Genomic DNA, 17,465 nt, shown 5'->3' on the forward strand with positions numbered 1-17,465 from the left:
TTGCGCACTTAAATGACGCATAATTTGAGTGAAKTAAAGGTCGGCAAATTTTTCATTGATAATATCAAATGCAAAATTAATGGAATGTACAATCTCATAATAATCTTTTTTAGTAAAGATTCTGTTTTGATAGCAAATTTACCGGCCCATTTTAAAAATTGGTAACGTAGTTATCTAAAGTCATCAAGACCTCAGGAAGTGGAACTTCATTTTCCATACGACGTTCATACATATGATTAAGCCAGTCAGTAAGAGAAATTTCGAATTGTTCTTTGTCCGGGGAGAAAAAATCAATAATGAGACTAGCGGTTTGTTTACTATCAGCTCGCAGTTCATCTTTATAAAGTGGCGCATATATGAAGCTTGTATATGGCTTTTCCATAGAGTAGATAGAGTCTAGCCATTCAGAAATCATATTTGGCGTATTTTCCTTAAGATAATTGGTGATGTCTATTTCTGGGTTTTGCATGTAGGATTTGCCCCCTTAATACCTAAGTTTACTTCTTTTCTATTTTATGCTGAAAAAAATTTCTTGTCTATCGGGAGTGTTTATTTTTCTTTAAAAGTAGGTAAAAAAAAGACGCGTAATTTTCTGTGTCATGTTATAATAGGAAAGAATGAACTTGAAAGGGAGTTTTTTGTGGGATTACAAGACGAATTGCGCACATTGCAACCTGTTGTTATGGATCTCTTTACGCAATCTGTAATGTTTGATCGATTATCACATGGCTACTTACTTGCCGGGGCAAAAGGTACTGGGAAAAAGCAAATAGCACGATTTCTTGCAAAGAGCTTATTTTGTCTAGAACCAACAGAAAAGGAGCTTGTTTGCGGGGAATGTGTGAATTGCACCCGAATAGACAACCATAACCATCCAGATGTTCACTTTCTTAAACCAGACGGAGCAAGTATTAAGATTGACCAAGTACGCGAACTTAAGATGGAACTTACAAAGCGCGGAATGGAGTCCGATAAGAAAGTACTAATTATTGAAGAGGCAGATAAAATGACGCTTCAAGCGGCTAACAGCCTCCTTAAATTTATAGAAGAACCAGAACCAGGTATGTTGCTTCTGTTTTTAACCGAAAACCCAAGCCAAATTTTACCAACAATTGCATCACGTTTACAGCCCGTTCAATTTAAAGAATTAAGCTTTAATCAACTAGTGGAACGCCTTGTTTCTACAGGGATTAGTGAACAAAAAGCGAGAATTTATGCGAGCCTAACTGGTAGTATTCAAGAAGTTATGGAATATGAGGAAGGGGAATTTTTCGCTGATGCAAGAAATGCGGCCATTAAATTATATGAAGGCTTGTATCAAACAGGTCCAAACCCACTCATTTTTATTCAGGAAACATGGATGCCTCTATTTAAAGAAAAAGAGAGCCTTAAACTAGGTCTGGATTTATTCATGCTTCTGCTCCGAGATGTGCTACATCTGTCGCTTTCTTCGGAATATGAACCGATTTGTGTTGGTCAAAAAGATATGTTAGTAAACGATGCACTTAAATTTTCGCTAGCGAAAATTACCGGTGATATCGAACTCGTTTTGAGTGCTAAAACAAAATTGGATTCCAATATGAATCCGCAACTTTTAATGGAACAACTTGTATTAAAAGTTCAAGGGGGTCATCTATTTGCTTAAAATTGTTGGCGTCAGATTTAAAGATGCCGGTAAAATATATTATTTTTCGCCTGGAGATTTAAATATCTCTGAAGATGAAGGCGTTATTGTAGAAAATGCGCAAGGAATTGAATTCGGGCGCGCTGTGATTGAACCTCGTTTAGTCGATGAGGAAGATGTAGTCTTGCCACTTAAAAATGTCGTTCGAATTGCGACGGCTGAAGATTATAAAGCGGTTGAGACGAATGATGAATCGTGTGATGAAGCATTTAGTCTTTGCACGGAAAAAATTAAAGAACATAATATCGATATGAACCTAGTCGATGTTGATTTTACGTTTGATCGCAATAAAATTATTTTTTATTTTACAGCAGAAGGTCGGGTTGATTTTCGTGAACTTGTTAAAGACTTAGCTGCTGTTTTTAGAACGCGCATCGAGCTTAGGCAGATTGGTGTACGGGACGAAGCAAAATTACTTGGCGGAATCGGGCCGTGTGGACGTATGCTTTGCTGCTCCACTTTTCTCGGTGATTTTGAGCCCGTCTCTATTAAAATGGCGAAAGATCAAAATCTATCACTTAATCCGACGAAAATTTCGGGTCTGTGTGGTCGTTTGATGTGTTGTTTGAAATACGAAAATGATGAATACGAAGCTGCAAAACGAGAAATGCCAGACGTCGGAACGGTTATCACAACACCTGAAGGAACAGAAGCGAAAGTAACAGGCATCAATTTGTTACAACGTCTCTTACAAGTGCGTATGCCGGAAGAGGAAACTGTTTTAGAATATGCCTTAGATGAAATCCGTCCGTTTAACTCATTTCTAGCAAAGTCTTGAGGTGAAATTAATGGAAAAAAAAGCGCTTTTTGATTCAGTAAGTAACATGGAAGAGCAAATTGGAGAATTGTATCAACAGCTTGGCGAACTTAAAACAAGTTTAGGTCTTATGATAGAAGAAAATAATCGCTTAGAGCTTGAAAATGATCACTTAAGACGACAACAAGGCGAATCCAATGAAAAATTAAAAGATTTACATGAAAAAGGTGTTATGGCAGATGAACGTAAAGAAGCAATGCAACATATGATAGAGCAAAGCGCCGGGCATGAAAACCTTGTTAAACTCTATAAAGAAGGGTTCCACATCTGTAATGTCCATTTTGGAAGTCCTCGCGGTAATGATGAAGATTGCTTATTTTGCCTTTCATTATTAAATAAAAAGTAAAACTATGCGGCCTTTCTCGTTTTTTGGAGAAAGGCCTTTTCTAAAGGAGATGAAACGATGTTAAAAGGCGATGAGAGGCTCGATTATTTACTAGCGGAGGAAAAGCGAATTATCCAAAGTCCGTCTGTCTTTTCATTTTCCCTAGACGCCGTTTTATTGGCCCATTTTACATATATTCCTAGGAAGAAAGGGGATATAATCGACCTTTGCAGTGGGAATGGTATTATTCCTCTTCTTTTAAGCAAACATACAGAAGTTCCAATAACTGGTGTTGAAATTCAACCGCGTTTAGCAGATATGGCCCGTCGAAGTGTCACGTATAATCATTTAGCGGACCAAATTACCATTTTAGAAGAGGATTTAAGAGGGATTACAAAAATTTTGGGTAAGGAAAAACATCAAATTGTTACGTGTAATCCGCCGTATTTTAATACGCCCCCTTCTAGTAAAGTAAATGAAAATGAGCATTATAAAATTGCGCGTCATGAGGTCATGTGTACACTGCGCGATACGATTCGGGTGAGTGCCGAACTGCTGCGTCAAGGCGGGAAAGCCAGTTTTGTTCATCGTCCGGACCGCCTCGTTGAGATAATCGATTTAATGCGCGAATATCGCTTGGAACCAAAGCGCGTGCAATTTGTGCATCCCCGCCCAGACAAAGACGCCAATATGGTTTTAGTTGAGGGGATGAAAGACGCGAAATCAGGCGTGCGTTACTTGCCACCTATTTTTGTGCACGAACAAAACGGCGACTATACCCCTCTTTTAAAGGAGATTTTATATGGCAAAAGCAAGTGAACATTTTTTTTATGTATTAAGATGTAATGACGATACCTTTTATGGTGGCTATACAACGGATATAATCCGTCGCGAGGCAGAACATAATGCGGGGATTCGCTGTAAATATACGAAAACGAGGCGTCCCGTCAAGGTGATTCATGCGGAGAAATTTTTAACCAGAAGTGAGGCGACTAAAGCGGAAGCAGCGTTTAAAAAGTTGCCGCGGAAGCAGAAGGAAATTTATTTAAAGGAGCGGATTTCGAATGAAGTCACAAAAGAGCTTTGAAGGAGACGAGGGTACACTTTATTTAGTGCCAACGCCTATTGGGAATCTTGAAGATATGACCTTTCGTGCAATCCAAGTCTTAAAAGATGTCGATTTAATTGCCGCGGAGGATACGAGAAATACGATTAAACTACTTAATCATTTTGAGATTCATACGAAAATGGTGAGTTACCATCAACATAGCGATTTGAAGAGGCAAAGTGAAATCACTAATCAAATTGCGGATGGCATGAAAATTGCGCTAGTGAGTGATGCGGGAATGCCGTCGATTTCAGACCCGGGACATGAACTTGTGTTAGCCTGTCTTAAAGAAGAACTGCCTGTGGTACCATTACCGGGTGCAAATGCCGCTTTGACCGCGCTTATCGCATCAGGCCTTACACCGCAACCCTTTTACTTTTACGGTTTTTTGCCACGTCAAAATAAAGAGCGTAGGGAAGCGCTCATGGAACTTAAGAATCGCCGCGAAACGTGGATCTTATACGAATCACCACATCGCTTGAAAGAAACGCTTAAGTCGCTCGCGAAAAACATTGGTGAATCTCGCAAAATTACGCTTTGCCGCGAATTAACCAAACGCTACGAGGAATTTCTTCGAGGAACCATTGCTGAAGCGCTCTCTTGGGCTGAAAATGAGAATATCCGCGGTGAATTTTGTTTAATCGTGGAAGGAAACGAAAATCCGCTCACAGAAAAATCCGCCTGGTGGACTGATTTCACTATTAAAGAACACGTGGAAAAAGTGATGGAGCAAGATGATGCCACATCTAAAGAAGCCATTAAAAAGGTTATGCAAGACCGCGGTTTACCAAAAAGAGAAGTTTATCAAGCCTATCATGAATTAAAAGAAAAAAGTTAACCATTGGGTTAACTTTTTTCTTTTTAATTTTTAACAATAACGAGTTATTTCTGATGAATAATACACTAATTTTTTTAGAATTGTAGCGTATTAGTGAACGATACACTAGTGTTTTAATCTATTATTGATACTTTTGATATAAGGTATACAGTCTTGTTTCGAACGATACACTAAAGTTGGCACGAAAATTGCATTATACTATATGGATGCTCTTCGTTAACCAAATAGTTCTAACTAGTTAGTGAAAAGGGAGCGCATTTAGATTTTAAGATAGGCAAAACTTGTAAGTATCACATAAAAGTGATGGAAACACGAGGTTGTCTATTTTAAACAAAAATTTAGTACTTAGGAGGTAAAAAGATGGTAGGAATTATCCTCGCAACCCATGGGGAGTTTGCTGAAGGCATTTTACAATCCGGGTCCATGATTTTCGGAGAGCAAGAGAATGTCAAAGCAATCACACTTATGCCAAGTGAAGGTCCAGATGATGTAAGAGCGAAAATGGAAGCCGCGATTGCAACATTTGACAACCAAGATCAAGTGTTACTTTTAGTTGATCTTTGGGGAGGCACTCCATTTAACCAAGCAAATAATTTGTTTGAAGCGCACGCAGATTCGTGGGCGATTGTAGCCGGCCTTAACTTACCAATGCTTATTGAAGCCTTTGCATCACGTTTTACGATGGAATCTGCGCAAGAAATTGCAGCACATATCATTGGCAGCGGAAAAGAAGGAATTCGTGTTAAACCAGAGGAACTAGAACCAGCAGAAGCTGCTACAGAAGCAGTAGCGGAACAAGCTGCAGGACCGATGGCACCGGGGACAGTAGTTGGTGATGGCAAAATTAAATTTGTTTTAGCACGTGTTGACTCGCGTTTACTACACGGTCAAGTAGCGACGGCTTGGACAAAATCAACGGGTCCTAACCGAATTATCGTTGTTTCAGATGCAGTATCAAAAGATGATCTTCGTAAAAAATTAATTGAACAAGCTGCACCACCAGGTGTTAAAGCGAATGTTATTCCAGTTGATAAAATGATCGAAATATCAAAAGATACTCGTTTTGGAAATACAAAAGCACTTTTATTATTTGAAAATCCTGAAGATGTTTTAAGAGCAGTAGAAGGCGGAGTAGACATAAAAGAAGTAAACGTTGGTTCTATGGCACACTCTGTTGGTAAAGTGGTAGTTAGTAAAGTACTTTCAATGGGACCAGAAGATGTGGAAGCTTTTGATAAGTTAAAAGAAAAAGGCGTTAAATTTGATGTTCGTAAAGTTCCAAACGATTCTAGAGCGAACATGGACGAAATCATCAAAAAAGCAAAAGCCGAGTTAAAAGGGTAATCGAATAAATTCAAAAATAGGAGGTACATTATGACTATTATATCAATGATTTTAGTAATAATCGTTGCATTTATAGCTGGTATTGAAGGGATTTTGGATGAATTTCAATTTCACCAACCTTTAGTAGCGTGTACATTAATTGGTTTAGTAACAGGTAACTTAACTGCCTGCATCATCCTTGGTGGTACACTACAAATGATCGCACTTGGATGGGCAAATATTGGAGCAGCGGTAGCACCGGATGCAGCACTTGCGTCAGTAGCATCAGCAATTATTTTAGTTTTAGGTGGACAAGGTGTAGCAGGTATTCCGTCTGCAATCGCGATTGCAATTCCTCTTGCAGTAGCAGGTCTTTTCTTAACAATGATCGTTCGTACTTTAGCGGTTCCAATCGTTCATATGATGGACAGTGCAGCTGAAAAGGGACATATGAAACGAGTGGAATGGTTGCATATTTCTGCAATCTGTATGCAAGGTCTTCGTATTGCGATTCCTGCAGCAGCACTTTTATTCATCCCAGCACAAACAGTTCAATCTTTCTTAGAATCTATGCCAGCTTGGTTAACAGATGGTATGGCTATCGGTGGGGGAATGGTCGTTGCAGTTGGTTACGCACTTGTAATCAACATGATGGCAACAAGAGAAGTATGGCCTTTCTTCATCATTGGTTTTGTTGTAGCAGCAATTTCCGAGTTAACGCTAATCGCTTTAGGAGCTCTAGGTGTTGCATTAGCACTTATTTACCTACAACTTTCTAAAATGGGTGGCGGCAACTCTAACGGCGGAGGCAAAGGTGGTAATTCTAGCGATCCGCTCGGGGATATATTAAACGACTATTAAGCCTAAAAAAGGAGGAGAATAAAAATGGCAGAAGAAAAAATTGAATTAACGAAACGAGACCGCCTGAGAGTAGCATGGCGCTCTACGTTTATTCAAGGTTCTTGGAACTATGAACGTATGCAAAATGGTGGCTGGGTATACTCTATGCTTCCAGCGATTAAAAAATTATATAAAACTAAAGAAGATCGTTCCCAAGCGATGCAACGTCACTTGGAATTCTTTAATACACATCCTTATATCGCTTCGCCTATTCTCGGCGTAACACTTGCACTAGAAGAAGAACGTGCAAATGGTGCAGAAGTAGATGACGTAGCGATTCAAGGGGTAAAAGTGGGGATGATGGGACCACTTGCCGGTGTTGGTGACCCGGTATTCTGGTTCACAGTACGTCCGATGTTAGGTGCGCTAGGTGCGTCTCTTGCTTTAAGCGGGAACATTCTTGGCCCAATCATTTTCTTTGTTGCATGGAATATTATCCGTTGGGGCTTTATGTGGTATACACAAGAGTTTGCTTATAAAGCAGGTTCTAAAATTACAGATGACCTTTCTGGCGGAATTCTTCAAGATATTACAAAAGGTGCTTCGATTCTCGGGATGTTCGTGCTCGCCGCCTTGGTACAAAGGTGGGTATCCATTCAGTTTGCGCCAATTATCTCTAAAGTTAAATTAGATGAAGGTGCCTACATTGATTGGGATAAATTGCCATCTGGAGCAGAAGGTATTAAAACCGCGCTGGAACAGCAAAATGCCGGTTTAGCGCTTTCGGAAATAAAAGTTACAACCTTGCAAAACAACTTGGATAGCTTAATTCCAGGACTTGCAGCATTACTACTAACATTCTTATGTATGTGGTTGCTGAAGAAGAAAGTCAGCCCAATTATCATCATCCTAGGTTTATTCGTTGTTGGTGTAGTGGGACACGTTATCGGACTTTTCTAGAATAGAAATTATAAAAGTGGTTGGTGCCTTCAAATCACCAACCACTTTCTTATTAACTTTTTGTTCGTAAGCGCGTATAATAAATGATATAAGTAAAAAGATCGGAGCGGATATATTTGGTTCAATCGATAAATACAAAGGTAGATTTAACAATAGATGCTACTGCTTTTACAGGACTTACTGATTATGGGAAAGTCATGATAGGCGACAAAGGCTTTGAGTTTTTCAACTCACGCGATGTACGTAAATTCATTCAAATACCGTGGGAAGAAGTGGACCAAGTCATTGTGTCTGTTATGCTTGGAGGAAAATGGATTCCTCGATATGCCATCAAAACAAAACGAAACGGCACCTATACATTTTCTTCTAAAAAGCCAAAAGATGTCTTACGAGCAATCCGTGTATATGTCGAGCCAGCCAATATGACACGCTCAATCAGCTTTTTTGACGTCATCAAAAGCGCTTTTCAGAACATGTTTCGTAAGAAAAAAAAGTAATTTAAAAAAGAAATTGGAGGTAACGTTCGTTACCTCCAATTTCTTTTTTATTCATCAAATTGACGCCTGATTTCTGCAATCAATTCGTCCGCTCCTTCTTTACTTAGCGTGAGTTTACCATTTAAAAAATGCTTGTTAGTAGGCGAAACGGTACCCGTAATGTCACATTCCAAATCAGAATTATATTTTTTGAAGATGATAGAATCGCTTTCAATAAAAATTTCAAGTGGATCTTTTACTTGGATACCAAGAGTTCGCCGGATTTCAATAGGAATAACAATGCGACCTAGCTCATCGATTTTGCGGACGATTCCTGTAGACTTCATTGGACACACCTTCCTTATTTAGTAAATGCCTCTTTTAGCTTTACCCATATCTGAGTAAAATTATACCTTTTATGAATAAAATTATGTATAATATTAAACAATTGGGAGGTTTTATTAAATGAATATTTTAGTCGCACTTATCCCCGCTGTGATGTGGGGACTAATGCCACTCGTAGTGTCGAAAATCGGCGGTAAGCCAAAACAACAAATTATCGGGACTGCTGCGGGGGCATTCATTTTCGCTGTGTTTGTCTTCTTTTTCACAAGCCCAAACTACACGGCGACAATTATTATCGCAAGTTTTATTTCGGGGGCATTTTGGAGCTTAGGGCAGATGAATCAATTCCGTGCCTTTACACAAATCGGTGTCTCTAAAACGATGCCACTTTCAACAGGAATGCAGTTAGTCGGAACATCACTTTTCGGCGTCTTTGCTTTCCATGAATGGGGCACAACCTCGAAGCTCGTCCTCGGATTTTCAGCTCTTGGCTTGATCATCATAGGAATTTTCCTTACTTCTTTTGAAGAAAATAAAGGCCAAGATGCTAGTCAGAGTATGAAAAAAGGTCTCGTAACTCTTTTTATATCTTCCGTCGGCTACGTAGGATATGTAGTTGTGACAAGGTGGTTTGATATTAGCGGATGGGATGCTATTTTACCACAAGCTATTGGGATGGTTATTGGAGCGTTTGTACTTTCGATGCGAAGTGAAGGAAAACGATTTGCGAAACAAACATTTCTTAATATTATTCCAGGCGTGATGTGGGCCACAGGGAATTTGGCGCTACTTTTTGCGAACCGTCTTGTGGGAGTGGCTACAGGTTTTTCCCTATCGCAAATGGGCGTTGTCATTTCAACCATTGGGGGCATTTTATTCCTTGGTGAAAAGAAAACAAAAAAAGAACTCATCTTTGTGGTTATCGGTGTTATTTTAGTTATCATTGGTGGCACGATGATTGGTTTTGCAAAAAGTTAGTCAAGAAAACATCTTTAATTTTTTTAAAGATGTTTTCTTTATTTTGGTATTGACAATTCAAAACGACAATTGTATTATAAAGAAAAACGACAATTGTAGAAAGAGGTGATACATATGAAAAAATTGCCAGATTCTGAATTTGAAGTGATGGAAGCCGTTTGGAAATTGTCCCCGCCAGTCTCAACAAATGAAATTACATCCATGATAGGTGGAGATAAACATTGGAAGCCCCAAACCATACTAACACTTTTAACAAGATTAGTTGAAAAAGGGTTTTTAGAAAGTAGTAAACAAGGTAGAGAGCGTCGCTTTTCGCCAATTATTTCGGAAGAAGAGTATTTGCAAGTTGAAACTAAAAACTTTATGAAGCGGCATTATAATAATTCCATCACACAACTAGTTAATACACTATATGATGGAAAAGGATTATCAAATAAAGATATCGATGAACTAAAAGAATGGCTTAACAACGGAGGATGACCATCATGGAAAAATTTTTATTTCATTTATTTGAAATCTCACTTACAATGTCTATTATCATCCTGCTATTCGCCGCTTTCAATGTTTTTTTTGCTAAAAAATATGCTGCGAAATGGCGTTACATAATTTGGATTATCCTTTTAGTCGCGCTCCTTATTCCGTTTCGCCCCGATTTTGATTTTTCATTAACGAATACTTTACATCCGCTTGAAGAGACGAATGTAGAAGGGCAAAATCTGGCGTTAACGGAAACCATCTCAAATGAAACTAGTAAACAGGAAGCGTTACCGGTAAATGAAACTGTAAAAGAGACTAATTTTATTGATACACCAACGCTATTTCTTTTCATTTGGCTAGGTGGAGTCGCTCTTTTTCTGGCCTATACGCTTTGGATGCACATCCGATTTTTGCGCATGGTAAAACGTTGGAGTTATAAAATAAAAGATGAAACGATGCTTGCTATCTTGCAAGACGAAAAAGAAATGCTTGGTGCTGGTCATAAACAAATTGCACTTTACGGATGTAAATTAGAAATCAGTCCCATGCTCATTTACCGATTTAAACCAACCATTCTACTCCCGAATAAGGAGATTAGCCGTGAAGAGCTTTCCTATATTTTCCGCCATGAACTCATTCACTATCGCCGAAAAGATATTTGGATTAGATATCTTATGCTATTTATAAATGCGATTTATTGGTTTAACCCTGTCATTTACTTTATGGCAAAATCGCTGCAAAATGAGTGTGAAGAATCCTGCGATGAAAAAATTGTTCGCGGACTTGATACACTAAGCAGAAAAGAATACGGTGAAACGATTATCGGAATTATTGGACGTGAAAAGATAACAAAAACCAGACTTTCAACTAACTTTTACGGAGGGAAAAAAACAATGAAAAAAAAGACTATCAACGATTATGGATACTAGCAAGAAAAAAGTGGGTATTGCCTTAGTAGCTTCCGTCTTAACCGTCAGTGCCATTGCGATATCAGGAAGTATTTGGATAAATGGTAATGATTCTCGTGCAGAAGCCGCTTCCGACCTAACATCTGCACAAGCTAAAAAAATAGCTTTAAAAGAAGCGGGCGGTGGTAAAGTCGTTAAATATCAATTGGATACTGAAAAAGGTAGAAAAATTTTATGAAGTCGAAGTAATAAAAGGAAATACTAAATACAGTTTCGATATTGGTGTCAAAGATTCCAGAATCTATAGTTACGAGGAAAAGGTCATTAACAGTACAACGACATCTGCGAAGAAAACAAAAGAAATCACTGCTCAAGAAGCAGGCCGAATTGCTGTCCAAAAAGCAGGTGGCGGTAAAGTTGTTTCTTCTAAAGTAGATTATGATAATGGTAAAAAAGTATATGATGTAGAAGTTCAAAACGGAAATGTTAAACATGAAGTGAAGGTCGGAGTTAGTGACTCAAAAATTTATAAGTATGAGAAAGAAACTGTAAAAACAGCTTCGAACTCTAAACAAAATACACATGCTAACACAAAAACGGTGCCAAAGAATACAACACCTAACACAGCAACAACGAAGAAACCTGCTTCTGACATTACGCTAGCAAACGCACAACAAATCGCGCTTTCAAAAACTGGTGGCGGACGCGTGGTAAGCGCCTATACTGATTATGATGATGGTCGCAAAGAGTATGATTTTAAAATTATAAATGGAGACACGGAATATGAACTGGAAATTGGTGCAAGTGACTCCAAGGTGTATAAATTTGAAAAAGAAGTCATTCGAAAAGCCTCAAACAAAAATCAGGCATCAAAAGCGCCTAGTGGACAAACAAAATCACAAACCAACCCGCCTGCAAACAACACACAATCAAATGGCATTTCGCTAGCACGTGCACAGCAAATCGCACTTTCGAAAACTGGTGGCGGACGCGTAGTAAGTAGTAGCGTTGACTATGATGATGGCCGTAAGGAATACGAATTTGATATTGTTAAAGGAAATATTGAATATGATGTAACCGTCGGGGCCGATTCTAAAATTTATGATTTTGATCAAGATACAGTGGATTATGATGATTAAATAAAAGTATAAAATGACTGCAGGAATCGAAATAGGATTTCTGCAGTTTTTTGTGGAACTATATCAATCAGAACGGCTATCCGCTATAATAGAAAAGTATAAAAGCGTTCTTAAATGAAAAAGGAGGACATGAGCTTGAATATTATAATTGCGCTAATCCCGGCACTTTTATGGGGAATCATGCCGTTAATTATTACAAAAGTAGGCGGAACAGCACGCCAACAAACAATGGGGGTGACGCTAGGCGCGTTTGTCTTTGCGCTCATCGTTTTTGCATTTCGAAAGCCCGATTTTACGGCAGAAACACTAGTTGTAAGTTTTATTACAGGGTGTCTTTGGTCGGTTGGTCAAATGTTTCAATTGCAATCGTTTAAAATTATCGGCGTTTCAAAGGCGATGCCCATTTCGACGGGGATGCAACTTGTTGGGACAACGCTTTGTGGTGTGCTTCTTTTCCATGAATGGGATACGACGCTTCGCCTCATTTTAGGCTTTTCTGCATTAATTCTAATAATTGGCGGAATCTTTTTAACATCATACGCGGAGCAACAAGTGGATGGGGAAAAAACGCTTAGTCGGGGACTTGTTCTTCTCACCATTTCATCGCTAGGTTATATTAGTTATGTTGTGGTTATTCAAGGCTTTCATATTAATGGCTTTGATGCTATATTGCCGCAAGCTGTTGGTATGGTGTTGTCTGCCTATCTTCTTACTTTTAATGGGAAAGAAAAACGCTTTACGAAGCGAACGTGGCTTATTATGGTTCCGGGAATGATTTGGGCAGGCGGGAATTTGGCGATGCTCTATGCAAATGGTTTAGTTGGTGTGGCAACTGGTTTTTCTTTATCCCAACTTGGGGTTGTTATCTCCACACTAGGCGGTATTTTAATTTTAGGGGAAAAGAAAACGAAAAAAGAAATGGCCTTCGTTATTCTCGGCGTGATTCTTGTCGTGATTGGCGGCGTTCTTATTGGGGTCACAAAAGGTATCTAAAAATCTGCCTTTTTATGTGCTATAATATAACGGAATCGTTTAGAAGTTTAGGAGGGGAAAAGGGTTGCCGAAAGAAAATAATACATTTTATATTACTACGCCCATTTATTATCCGAGTGGAAAAGCGCATATTGGTCATGCGTATACAACTGTTGCAGGAGATGCGATGGCGCGTTATAAACGTTTGAAAGGCTTTGACGTTTTTTATTTAACGGGTACAGACGAGCATGGACAAAAAATTCAAGCAAAAGCTGAAGAAAAGGGCGTTTCAGAACAAGCTTATGTGGACGAAATTGCCAGCGGATTTAAAGGGCTTTGGGAAAAACTTGAAATTACCAATACGGATTTTATTCGCACAACAGAACCACGACATAAAAATGGTGTCGAAAAAATCTTTCAAAAATTAGTCGATCAAGGCGATATTTATTTAGGAGAATATGAAGGTTGGTATTCTGTTTCTGATGAGGAATATTTTACCGAAACACAGCTTGAAGAAGTTTATCGCGATGAATCTGGCAAGGTTATTGGCGGAAAAGCACCAAGTGGAAATGAAGTAGAACTTGTAAAAGAAGAGTCCTATTTCTTCCGCATGAGTAAATACGCTGATCGTTTAGTAGACTACTACAATTCGCATCCGGAATTTATTTTACCTGAGTCGCGCAAAAACGAAATGCTGAAAAACTTTATCGAACCGGGCCTTGAAGATTTAGCTGTTTCCCGTACAACTTTTGATTGGGGAATTAAAGTGCCGGGGAATCCGAAACATGTGGTTTACGTATGGATTGACGCACTTTCAAATTATATTACAGCACTTGGATACGGCTCCAATGATGATTCGAAATTCCAGAAATACTGGCCAGCTGATGTACATATTGTTGGGAAAGAAATCGTTCGTTTCCACACAATTTATTGGCCGATTATATTAATGGCGCTCGATTTGCCGCTTCCAAAAATGATTTTTGGACATGGATGGATTTTAATGAAGGACGGAAAAATGTCTAAATCAAAAGGAAATGTCGTAGATCCTTACATGCTCATCGATCGTTACGGACTAGATGCCGTACGTTACTATCTACTTCGTGAAGTTCCGTTCGGCGCAGATGGTTTGTTCACCCCAGAAGATTTTATCAACCGCATAAATTATGACCTTGCAAATGACCTAGGCAACCTCTTAAACCGTACGATAGCTATGATTAATAAATATTTTGACGGCGAAATTCCTAGCTACTCTGGAAAAATAACCGAATTTGATGAACCGCTTGTTGCATTCAAGGATGCTGTCGTAAAAGAATATGAGGTAAGCATGGACCACATGCAGTTTTCAATCGCGCTACGCGAACTATGGTCTTACGTTTCACGAACAAATAAATATATTGATGAAACGGCGCCTTGGGTGCTTGCGAAAGATGAAAGTAAGCGGGCCGAACTAGGCAGCGTCATGGTGCATTTAGCTGAAAGCTTGCGTATCATTGCCGTGTTATTAAAACCCTTTTTAACCAAAGCGCCTGAATCCATTTTAGAACAACTGGGCTTAGATAAAACTCAAGATTTCGACTCGCTTGAAGGGTTCGGACATATTCCTGCTGGCACTAAAGTGGTTGCAAAAGGCACGCCGATTTTCCCGCGTTTAGACATGGCGGAAGAAGTTGACTATATAAAAGAACAAATGGCCGGGACGAATCCTGTTACAGTGGCTGAAGAAAAAGAAGCCGAAATCGCACCGTTTGAAACCCCGGAAATCGGCATCGAAGACTTCGATAAACTTGATTTACGTGTCGCGGAAGTGAAACAAGTAGAAAAGGTAAAAAAAGCCGACAAATTGCTATGCTTTAAGCTCGACTTAGGTGAAGGGAAACTTCGTCAAGTACTATCTGGCATTGCAGAATTTTATGCACCAGAAGACTTATTAGGCAAAAAAGTGATTGTTGTGGCTAACTTAAAACCGGTTAAATTACGCGGCTTAATGAGTGAAGGCATGATTCTATCTGGCGAAAACGGTGGAAAACTAAACGTCATTGAAGCCCCAAGTGGCCTTCCAAACGGCGCGAAAGTAAAATAGTAAAAGCACTCCTCGATTTTTAAACGGAGTCAAAGAGAAACGTACTTTTCTTATCACGAAAAGTACGTTTCTTTGGTCTGAAGCATTTTTCAGTTAGAGAAAAATGCTTTTTTATTTATTTGGTGCAATCCCCTTCACAAGTAACTCCGTCCATTCCTCTGTATATGGAAGAATGCGTTCGTAAATAGATGGGCTTGAGATTCCCTCCACGAGAGCCTGGAAATAAAGAATTAAAAACTCATCTGAGTATTTTAAGTCCACTTTTCCTTCTTTTCGGCCGCGATGGAATAAATCGAGCATCATATCAAAACTTTGCTTCGTGTATTCTGCCATGATTCTCGTAGATCCGTCATCCTCTTTTTCAGTAAAATAAGCCATCAAGTCTAAATAAAACTGTTTATTTACTTTGTCTAAAAAGCGGATTTTATTTTGGCTCATTTCAATAATCGTTTCTTCAAATGGTTTGTTCTGCGCCATAATGTTTTTTGCTGAGTTACCCATTTCGTTTAAAAAATGAAATGAAAACTTCATGAATGATATTTTCTTTACTACCAAAATACTTAAAGATGGTTGTTTTCCCAACATTTGCCGCTTTTACAAGATCATCTATGGTGAGGTTTTTAACACCAGCATCGGTATTCATTAAAGTGAAAGCGGACTCTAAAACGCTTTTTTTCTTTTCTTCTGTGCGTTTTTCGAAACCATTCATTGAATATCCCTACCTTCTATATAAAAGTCTAAATTAATTTTTTAGTTCATATTTTTTTCTCTTCTATTATATATGAAGCTTATTAAAACTTCAATTCTAAAATAGTTCATAAAATACGAAATTTTTATTGACTTATCGGATTTTCAGGTATATTATAGGACTCATAAATTATATTTAGTTTAAAAAGAAGTTTAAAAACTTATATTAAGAACTATTTTAAAAAGTTTAGTTCTTAAAAAGAAGGTTTTAAGTTCTATTTTAAACGGGAATGAAAAGAATAATAAAACGCGTCAAAAAAGGAGTCTAAAATAATGGCTGAAATTGTAAAAGTGCAAGGACTGCAAAAAAAATTCGGAAAATTTCAAGCACTAGAAAATGTTACCTTTACAGTTGGTGCTGGAGAAGTTGTTGGTTTTATTGGCCCGAATGGTTCAGGGAAATCTACGACGATTCGAACCATACTTGGAATAATAAAGCGTGACGCAGGTGATGTAAGTGTTTTTGATTTGGACGTATGGAAAGATAGTTTAGAAATTCATAAACGTATTTCTTATGTACCTGGGGATGTTGCGCTCTGGGGAAGCTTGACGGGCGGAGAGATTATTGACCTGTTTATGAAATTACACGGCGGCGGAGATAAAGCAAAACGAGATCATTTAATCCAACGTTTTGAACTTGACCCTAAAAAGAAGGCTAAAAGCTATTCAAAAGGAAATAGACAGAAAGTGGGGTTAATCGCTGCGCTATCAGTTGATTCGGACTTATATATTTTTGATGAGCCTACTTCTGGTTTGGATCCGCTTATGGAATCGGTTTTCCAAGATGAGGTTGAGAAAATTAAGCATGACGGGAAAGCGATTTTACTTTCCTCCCATATTTTGAGTGAAGTGGAGCGTTTAGCTGATAAAGTAGTAATTATTCGCCAAGGAAATATTGTAGAAACGGGTACGCTTGATGAACTTAGACATTTAACGCGTTCTACGATTACGATTGTTACTGATGGTGATGCTAGTGAGCTTCAAAAGGTGGAAGGTGTTCATGATTTTTCTCAAAACGGAAATAAAGCGACATTTTCTGCGGATGATGAACATGTAAATACGATTTTGCTAGAGGCAACTAAACTAGGCGTCAAAAAATTTGAATCGGTACCTCCTACGCTTGAAGATTTATTCATGCGTCATTATGAAGGTTAGGCGAAGGGACAGGAGGGAAATGGAATGAAAGAAAAATTTGCTCGTTGGCATATTTTGTTTTTACAATATGCGAAACGTGATTATAAAAAAATTATTTTTTGGGTTTTGGGACTAGGTGCTTTTTCAGGAGCTTACGTACCTGCATTTGAAGAAATTGCTAAAGGAACTGGTTTAATCGGTATGTATGAAACGATGCAAAACCCGGCCATGATTTCGATGGTAGGACCAACGCCTGTCCAAAATGCGGCTGATTACACGTTAGGTGCGATGTATTCAAATGAAATGCTTCTTTT

22 protein-coding genes and 1 pseudogene are annotated in these 17,465 nt (G+C 38.6%); 19 read left to right on the plus strand and 4 right to left on the minus strand.

What is annotated here, in order from left to right:
* Positions 1-151 precede the first annotated feature (151 nt).
* Entirely contained in the window at positions 152-469 is a 318-nt protein-coding gene (locus LFLEISCH_RS12690; protein ID WP_007477211.1) for a hypothetical protein, read from the minus strand.
* Positions 470-640: 171 nt separating this feature from the next.
* Between LFLEISCH_RS12690 and holB the strand changes: the two genes are divergently transcribed.
* The 10 genes from holB to LFLEISCH_RS12740 all read left to right on the plus strand — a co-directional run bounded on the left by holB (position 641) and on the right by LFLEISCH_RS12740 (position 8,392).
* The gene (holB, locus tag LFLEISCH_RS12695) at positions 641-1,645 is read left to right on the plus strand and encodes a DNA polymerase III subunit delta' (protein ID WP_040504873.1); all 1,005 of its coding nucleotides are present in this window, start codon (positions 641-643) and stop codon (positions 1,643-1,645) included.
* The gene (locus LFLEISCH_RS12700) at positions 1,638-2,462 is read left to right on the plus strand and encodes a PSP1 domain-containing protein (protein WP_007477215.1); all 825 of its coding nucleotides are present in this window, start codon (positions 1,638-1,640) and stop codon (positions 2,460-2,462) included. The genes holB and LFLEISCH_RS12700 overlap by 8 nt, the downstream gene beginning before the upstream one ends.
* A gap of 10 nt (positions 2,463-2,472) precedes the next feature.
* Entirely contained in the window at positions 2,473-2,847 is a 375-nt protein-coding gene (locus tag LFLEISCH_RS12705) for an initiation-control protein YabA (protein WP_007477217.1), read from the plus strand.
* Between the two features lie 57 nt (positions 2,848-2,904).
* Positions 2,905-3,645 (plus strand): tRNA1(Val) (adenine(37)-N6)-methyltransferase, encoded by a 741-nt coding sequence (locus LFLEISCH_RS12710; protein WP_007477219.1) that lies wholly within the window; start codon positions 2,905-2,907, stop codon positions 3,643-3,645.
* A complete protein-coding gene (locus LFLEISCH_RS12715; RefSeq protein WP_007477221.1) occupies positions 3,629-3,913 on the plus strand; it encodes a GIY-YIG nuclease family protein in 285 nt (94 codons plus the stop codon). The genes LFLEISCH_RS12710 and LFLEISCH_RS12715 overlap by 17 nt, the downstream gene beginning before the upstream one ends.
* A complete protein-coding gene (gene rsmI / locus LFLEISCH_RS12720; RefSeq protein ID WP_007477222.1) occupies positions 3,891-4,772 on the plus strand; it encodes a 16S rRNA (cytidine(1402)-2'-O)-methyltransferase in 882 nt (293 codons plus the stop codon). The genes LFLEISCH_RS12715 and rsmI overlap by 23 nt, the downstream gene beginning before the upstream one ends.
* A gap of 360 nt (positions 4,773-5,132) precedes the next feature.
* Positions 5,133-6,116, plus strand: a complete 984-nt coding sequence (locus LFLEISCH_RS12725; protein WP_007477224.1) for a mannose/fructose/sorbose PTS transporter subunit IIA — start codon at positions 5,133-5,135, stop codon at positions 6,114-6,116.
* Positions 6,117-6,146: 30 nt separating this feature from the next.
* The gene (locus LFLEISCH_RS12730) at positions 6,147-6,956 is read left to right on the plus strand and encodes a PTS mannose/fructose/sorbose transporter subunit IIC (RefSeq protein WP_007477225.1); all 810 of its coding nucleotides are present in this window, start codon (positions 6,147-6,149) and stop codon (positions 6,954-6,956) included.
* A 24-nt stretch (positions 6,957-6,980) separates the two neighbouring features.
* Positions 6,981-7,895: a PTS system mannose/fructose/sorbose family transporter subunit IID gene (locus tag LFLEISCH_RS12735; RefSeq protein WP_007477227.1), complete on the plus strand. Its 915-nt coding sequence runs from the start codon at positions 6,981-6,983 to the stop codon at positions 7,893-7,895.
* 116 nt (positions 7,896-8,011) lie between these two features.
* Positions 8,012-8,392, plus strand: a complete 381-nt coding sequence (locus LFLEISCH_RS12740; protein WP_007477228.1) for a DUF956 family protein — start codon at positions 8,012-8,014, stop codon at positions 8,390-8,392.
* 47 nt (positions 8,393-8,439) lie between these two features.
* Here LFLEISCH_RS12740 and LFLEISCH_RS12745 read toward each other — a convergent pair whose 3' ends face one another.
* Positions 8,440-8,718 (minus strand): AbrB/MazE/SpoVT family DNA-binding domain-containing protein, encoded by a 279-nt coding sequence (locus LFLEISCH_RS12745; RefSeq protein ID WP_007477231.1) that lies wholly within the window; start codon positions 8,716-8,718, stop codon positions 8,440-8,442.
* A 118-nt stretch (positions 8,719-8,836) separates the two neighbouring features.
* Between LFLEISCH_RS12745 and LFLEISCH_RS12750 the strand changes: the two genes are divergently transcribed.
* From LFLEISCH_RS12750 to metG, 7 genes are all read left to right on the plus strand, one after another.
* On the plus strand, positions 8,837-9,694 hold the full coding sequence (locus LFLEISCH_RS12750) for a GRP family sugar transporter (protein ID WP_007477233.1): 858 nt from the start codon (positions 8,837-8,839) through the stop codon (positions 9,692-9,694).
* A 114-nt stretch (positions 9,695-9,808) separates the two neighbouring features.
* A complete protein-coding gene (locus tag LFLEISCH_RS12755; RefSeq protein WP_007477235.1) occupies positions 9,809-10,174 on the plus strand; it encodes a BlaI/MecI/CopY family transcriptional regulator in 366 nt (121 codons plus the stop codon).
* A gap of 5 nt (positions 10,175-10,179) precedes the next feature.
* On the plus strand, positions 10,180-11,100 hold the full coding sequence (locus tag LFLEISCH_RS12760; protein WP_007477237.1) for a M56 family metallopeptidase: 921 nt from the start codon (positions 10,180-10,182) through the stop codon (positions 11,098-11,100).
* Positions 11,090-11,317 carry a hypothetical protein gene (locus LFLEISCH_RS14790; RefSeq protein ID WP_007477239.1) on the plus strand — a complete coding sequence of 76 codons (228 nt, stop codon included), beginning with the start codon at positions 11,090-11,092 and terminating at the stop codon, positions 11,315-11,317. Before LFLEISCH_RS12760 ends, LFLEISCH_RS14790 begins: the two co-directional genes overlap by 11 nt.
* On the plus strand, positions 11,262-12,218 hold the full coding sequence (locus tag LFLEISCH_RS12765) for a PepSY domain-containing protein (RefSeq protein ID WP_007477240.1): 957 nt from the start codon (positions 11,262-11,264) through the stop codon (positions 12,216-12,218). The genes LFLEISCH_RS14790 and LFLEISCH_RS12765 overlap by 56 nt, the downstream gene beginning before the upstream one ends.
* Before the next feature lie 135 nt (positions 12,219-12,353).
* Entirely contained in the window at positions 12,354-13,211 is an 858-nt protein-coding gene (locus tag LFLEISCH_RS12770; RefSeq protein ID WP_007477242.1) for a GRP family sugar transporter, read from the plus strand.
* A 64-nt stretch (positions 13,212-13,275) separates the two neighbouring features.
* Entirely contained in the window at positions 13,276-15,270 is a 1,995-nt protein-coding gene (metG, locus tag LFLEISCH_RS12775; protein ID WP_007477244.1) for a methionine--tRNA ligase, read from the plus strand.
* Positions 15,271-15,381: 111 nt separating this feature from the next.
* Here metG and LFLEISCH_RS16045 read toward each other — a convergent pair whose 3' ends face one another.
* Both LFLEISCH_RS16045 and LFLEISCH_RS16050 read right to left on the minus strand, forming a co-directional pair.
* Complete coding sequence (locus LFLEISCH_RS16045; protein WP_241432913.1) at positions 15,382-15,747, minus strand: hypothetical protein; 366 nt, start codon at positions 15,745-15,747, stop codon at positions 15,382-15,384.
* 16 nt (positions 15,748-15,763) lie between these two features.
* Complete coding sequence (locus LFLEISCH_RS16050) at positions 15,764-15,979, minus strand: TetR/AcrR family transcriptional regulator (protein WP_241432914.1); 216 nt, start codon at positions 15,977-15,979, stop codon at positions 15,764-15,766.
* A 311-nt stretch (positions 15,980-16,290) separates the two neighbouring features.
* On the opposite strand from LFLEISCH_RS16050, the gene LFLEISCH_RS12785 reads away from it, so the two are divergent.
* Positions 16,291-17,172, plus strand: coding sequence for an ABC transporter ATP-binding protein (locus LFLEISCH_RS12785; RefSeq protein ID WP_007477246.1), 882 nt, complete (start codon positions 16,291-16,293; stop codon positions 17,170-17,172).
* A gap of 24 nt (positions 17,173-17,196) precedes the next feature.
* Positions 17,197-17,465, plus strand: a pseudogene (locus tag LFLEISCH_RS12790) (tetronasin resistance protein); the annotation flags it as partial.

Origin of the sequence: Listeria fleischmannii subsp. fleischmannii LU2006-1, assembly GCF_000344175.1 — a bacterium.
Classification (GTDB): Bacteria; Bacillota; Bacilli; order Lactobacillales; family Listeriaceae; genus Listeria; species Listeria fleischmannii.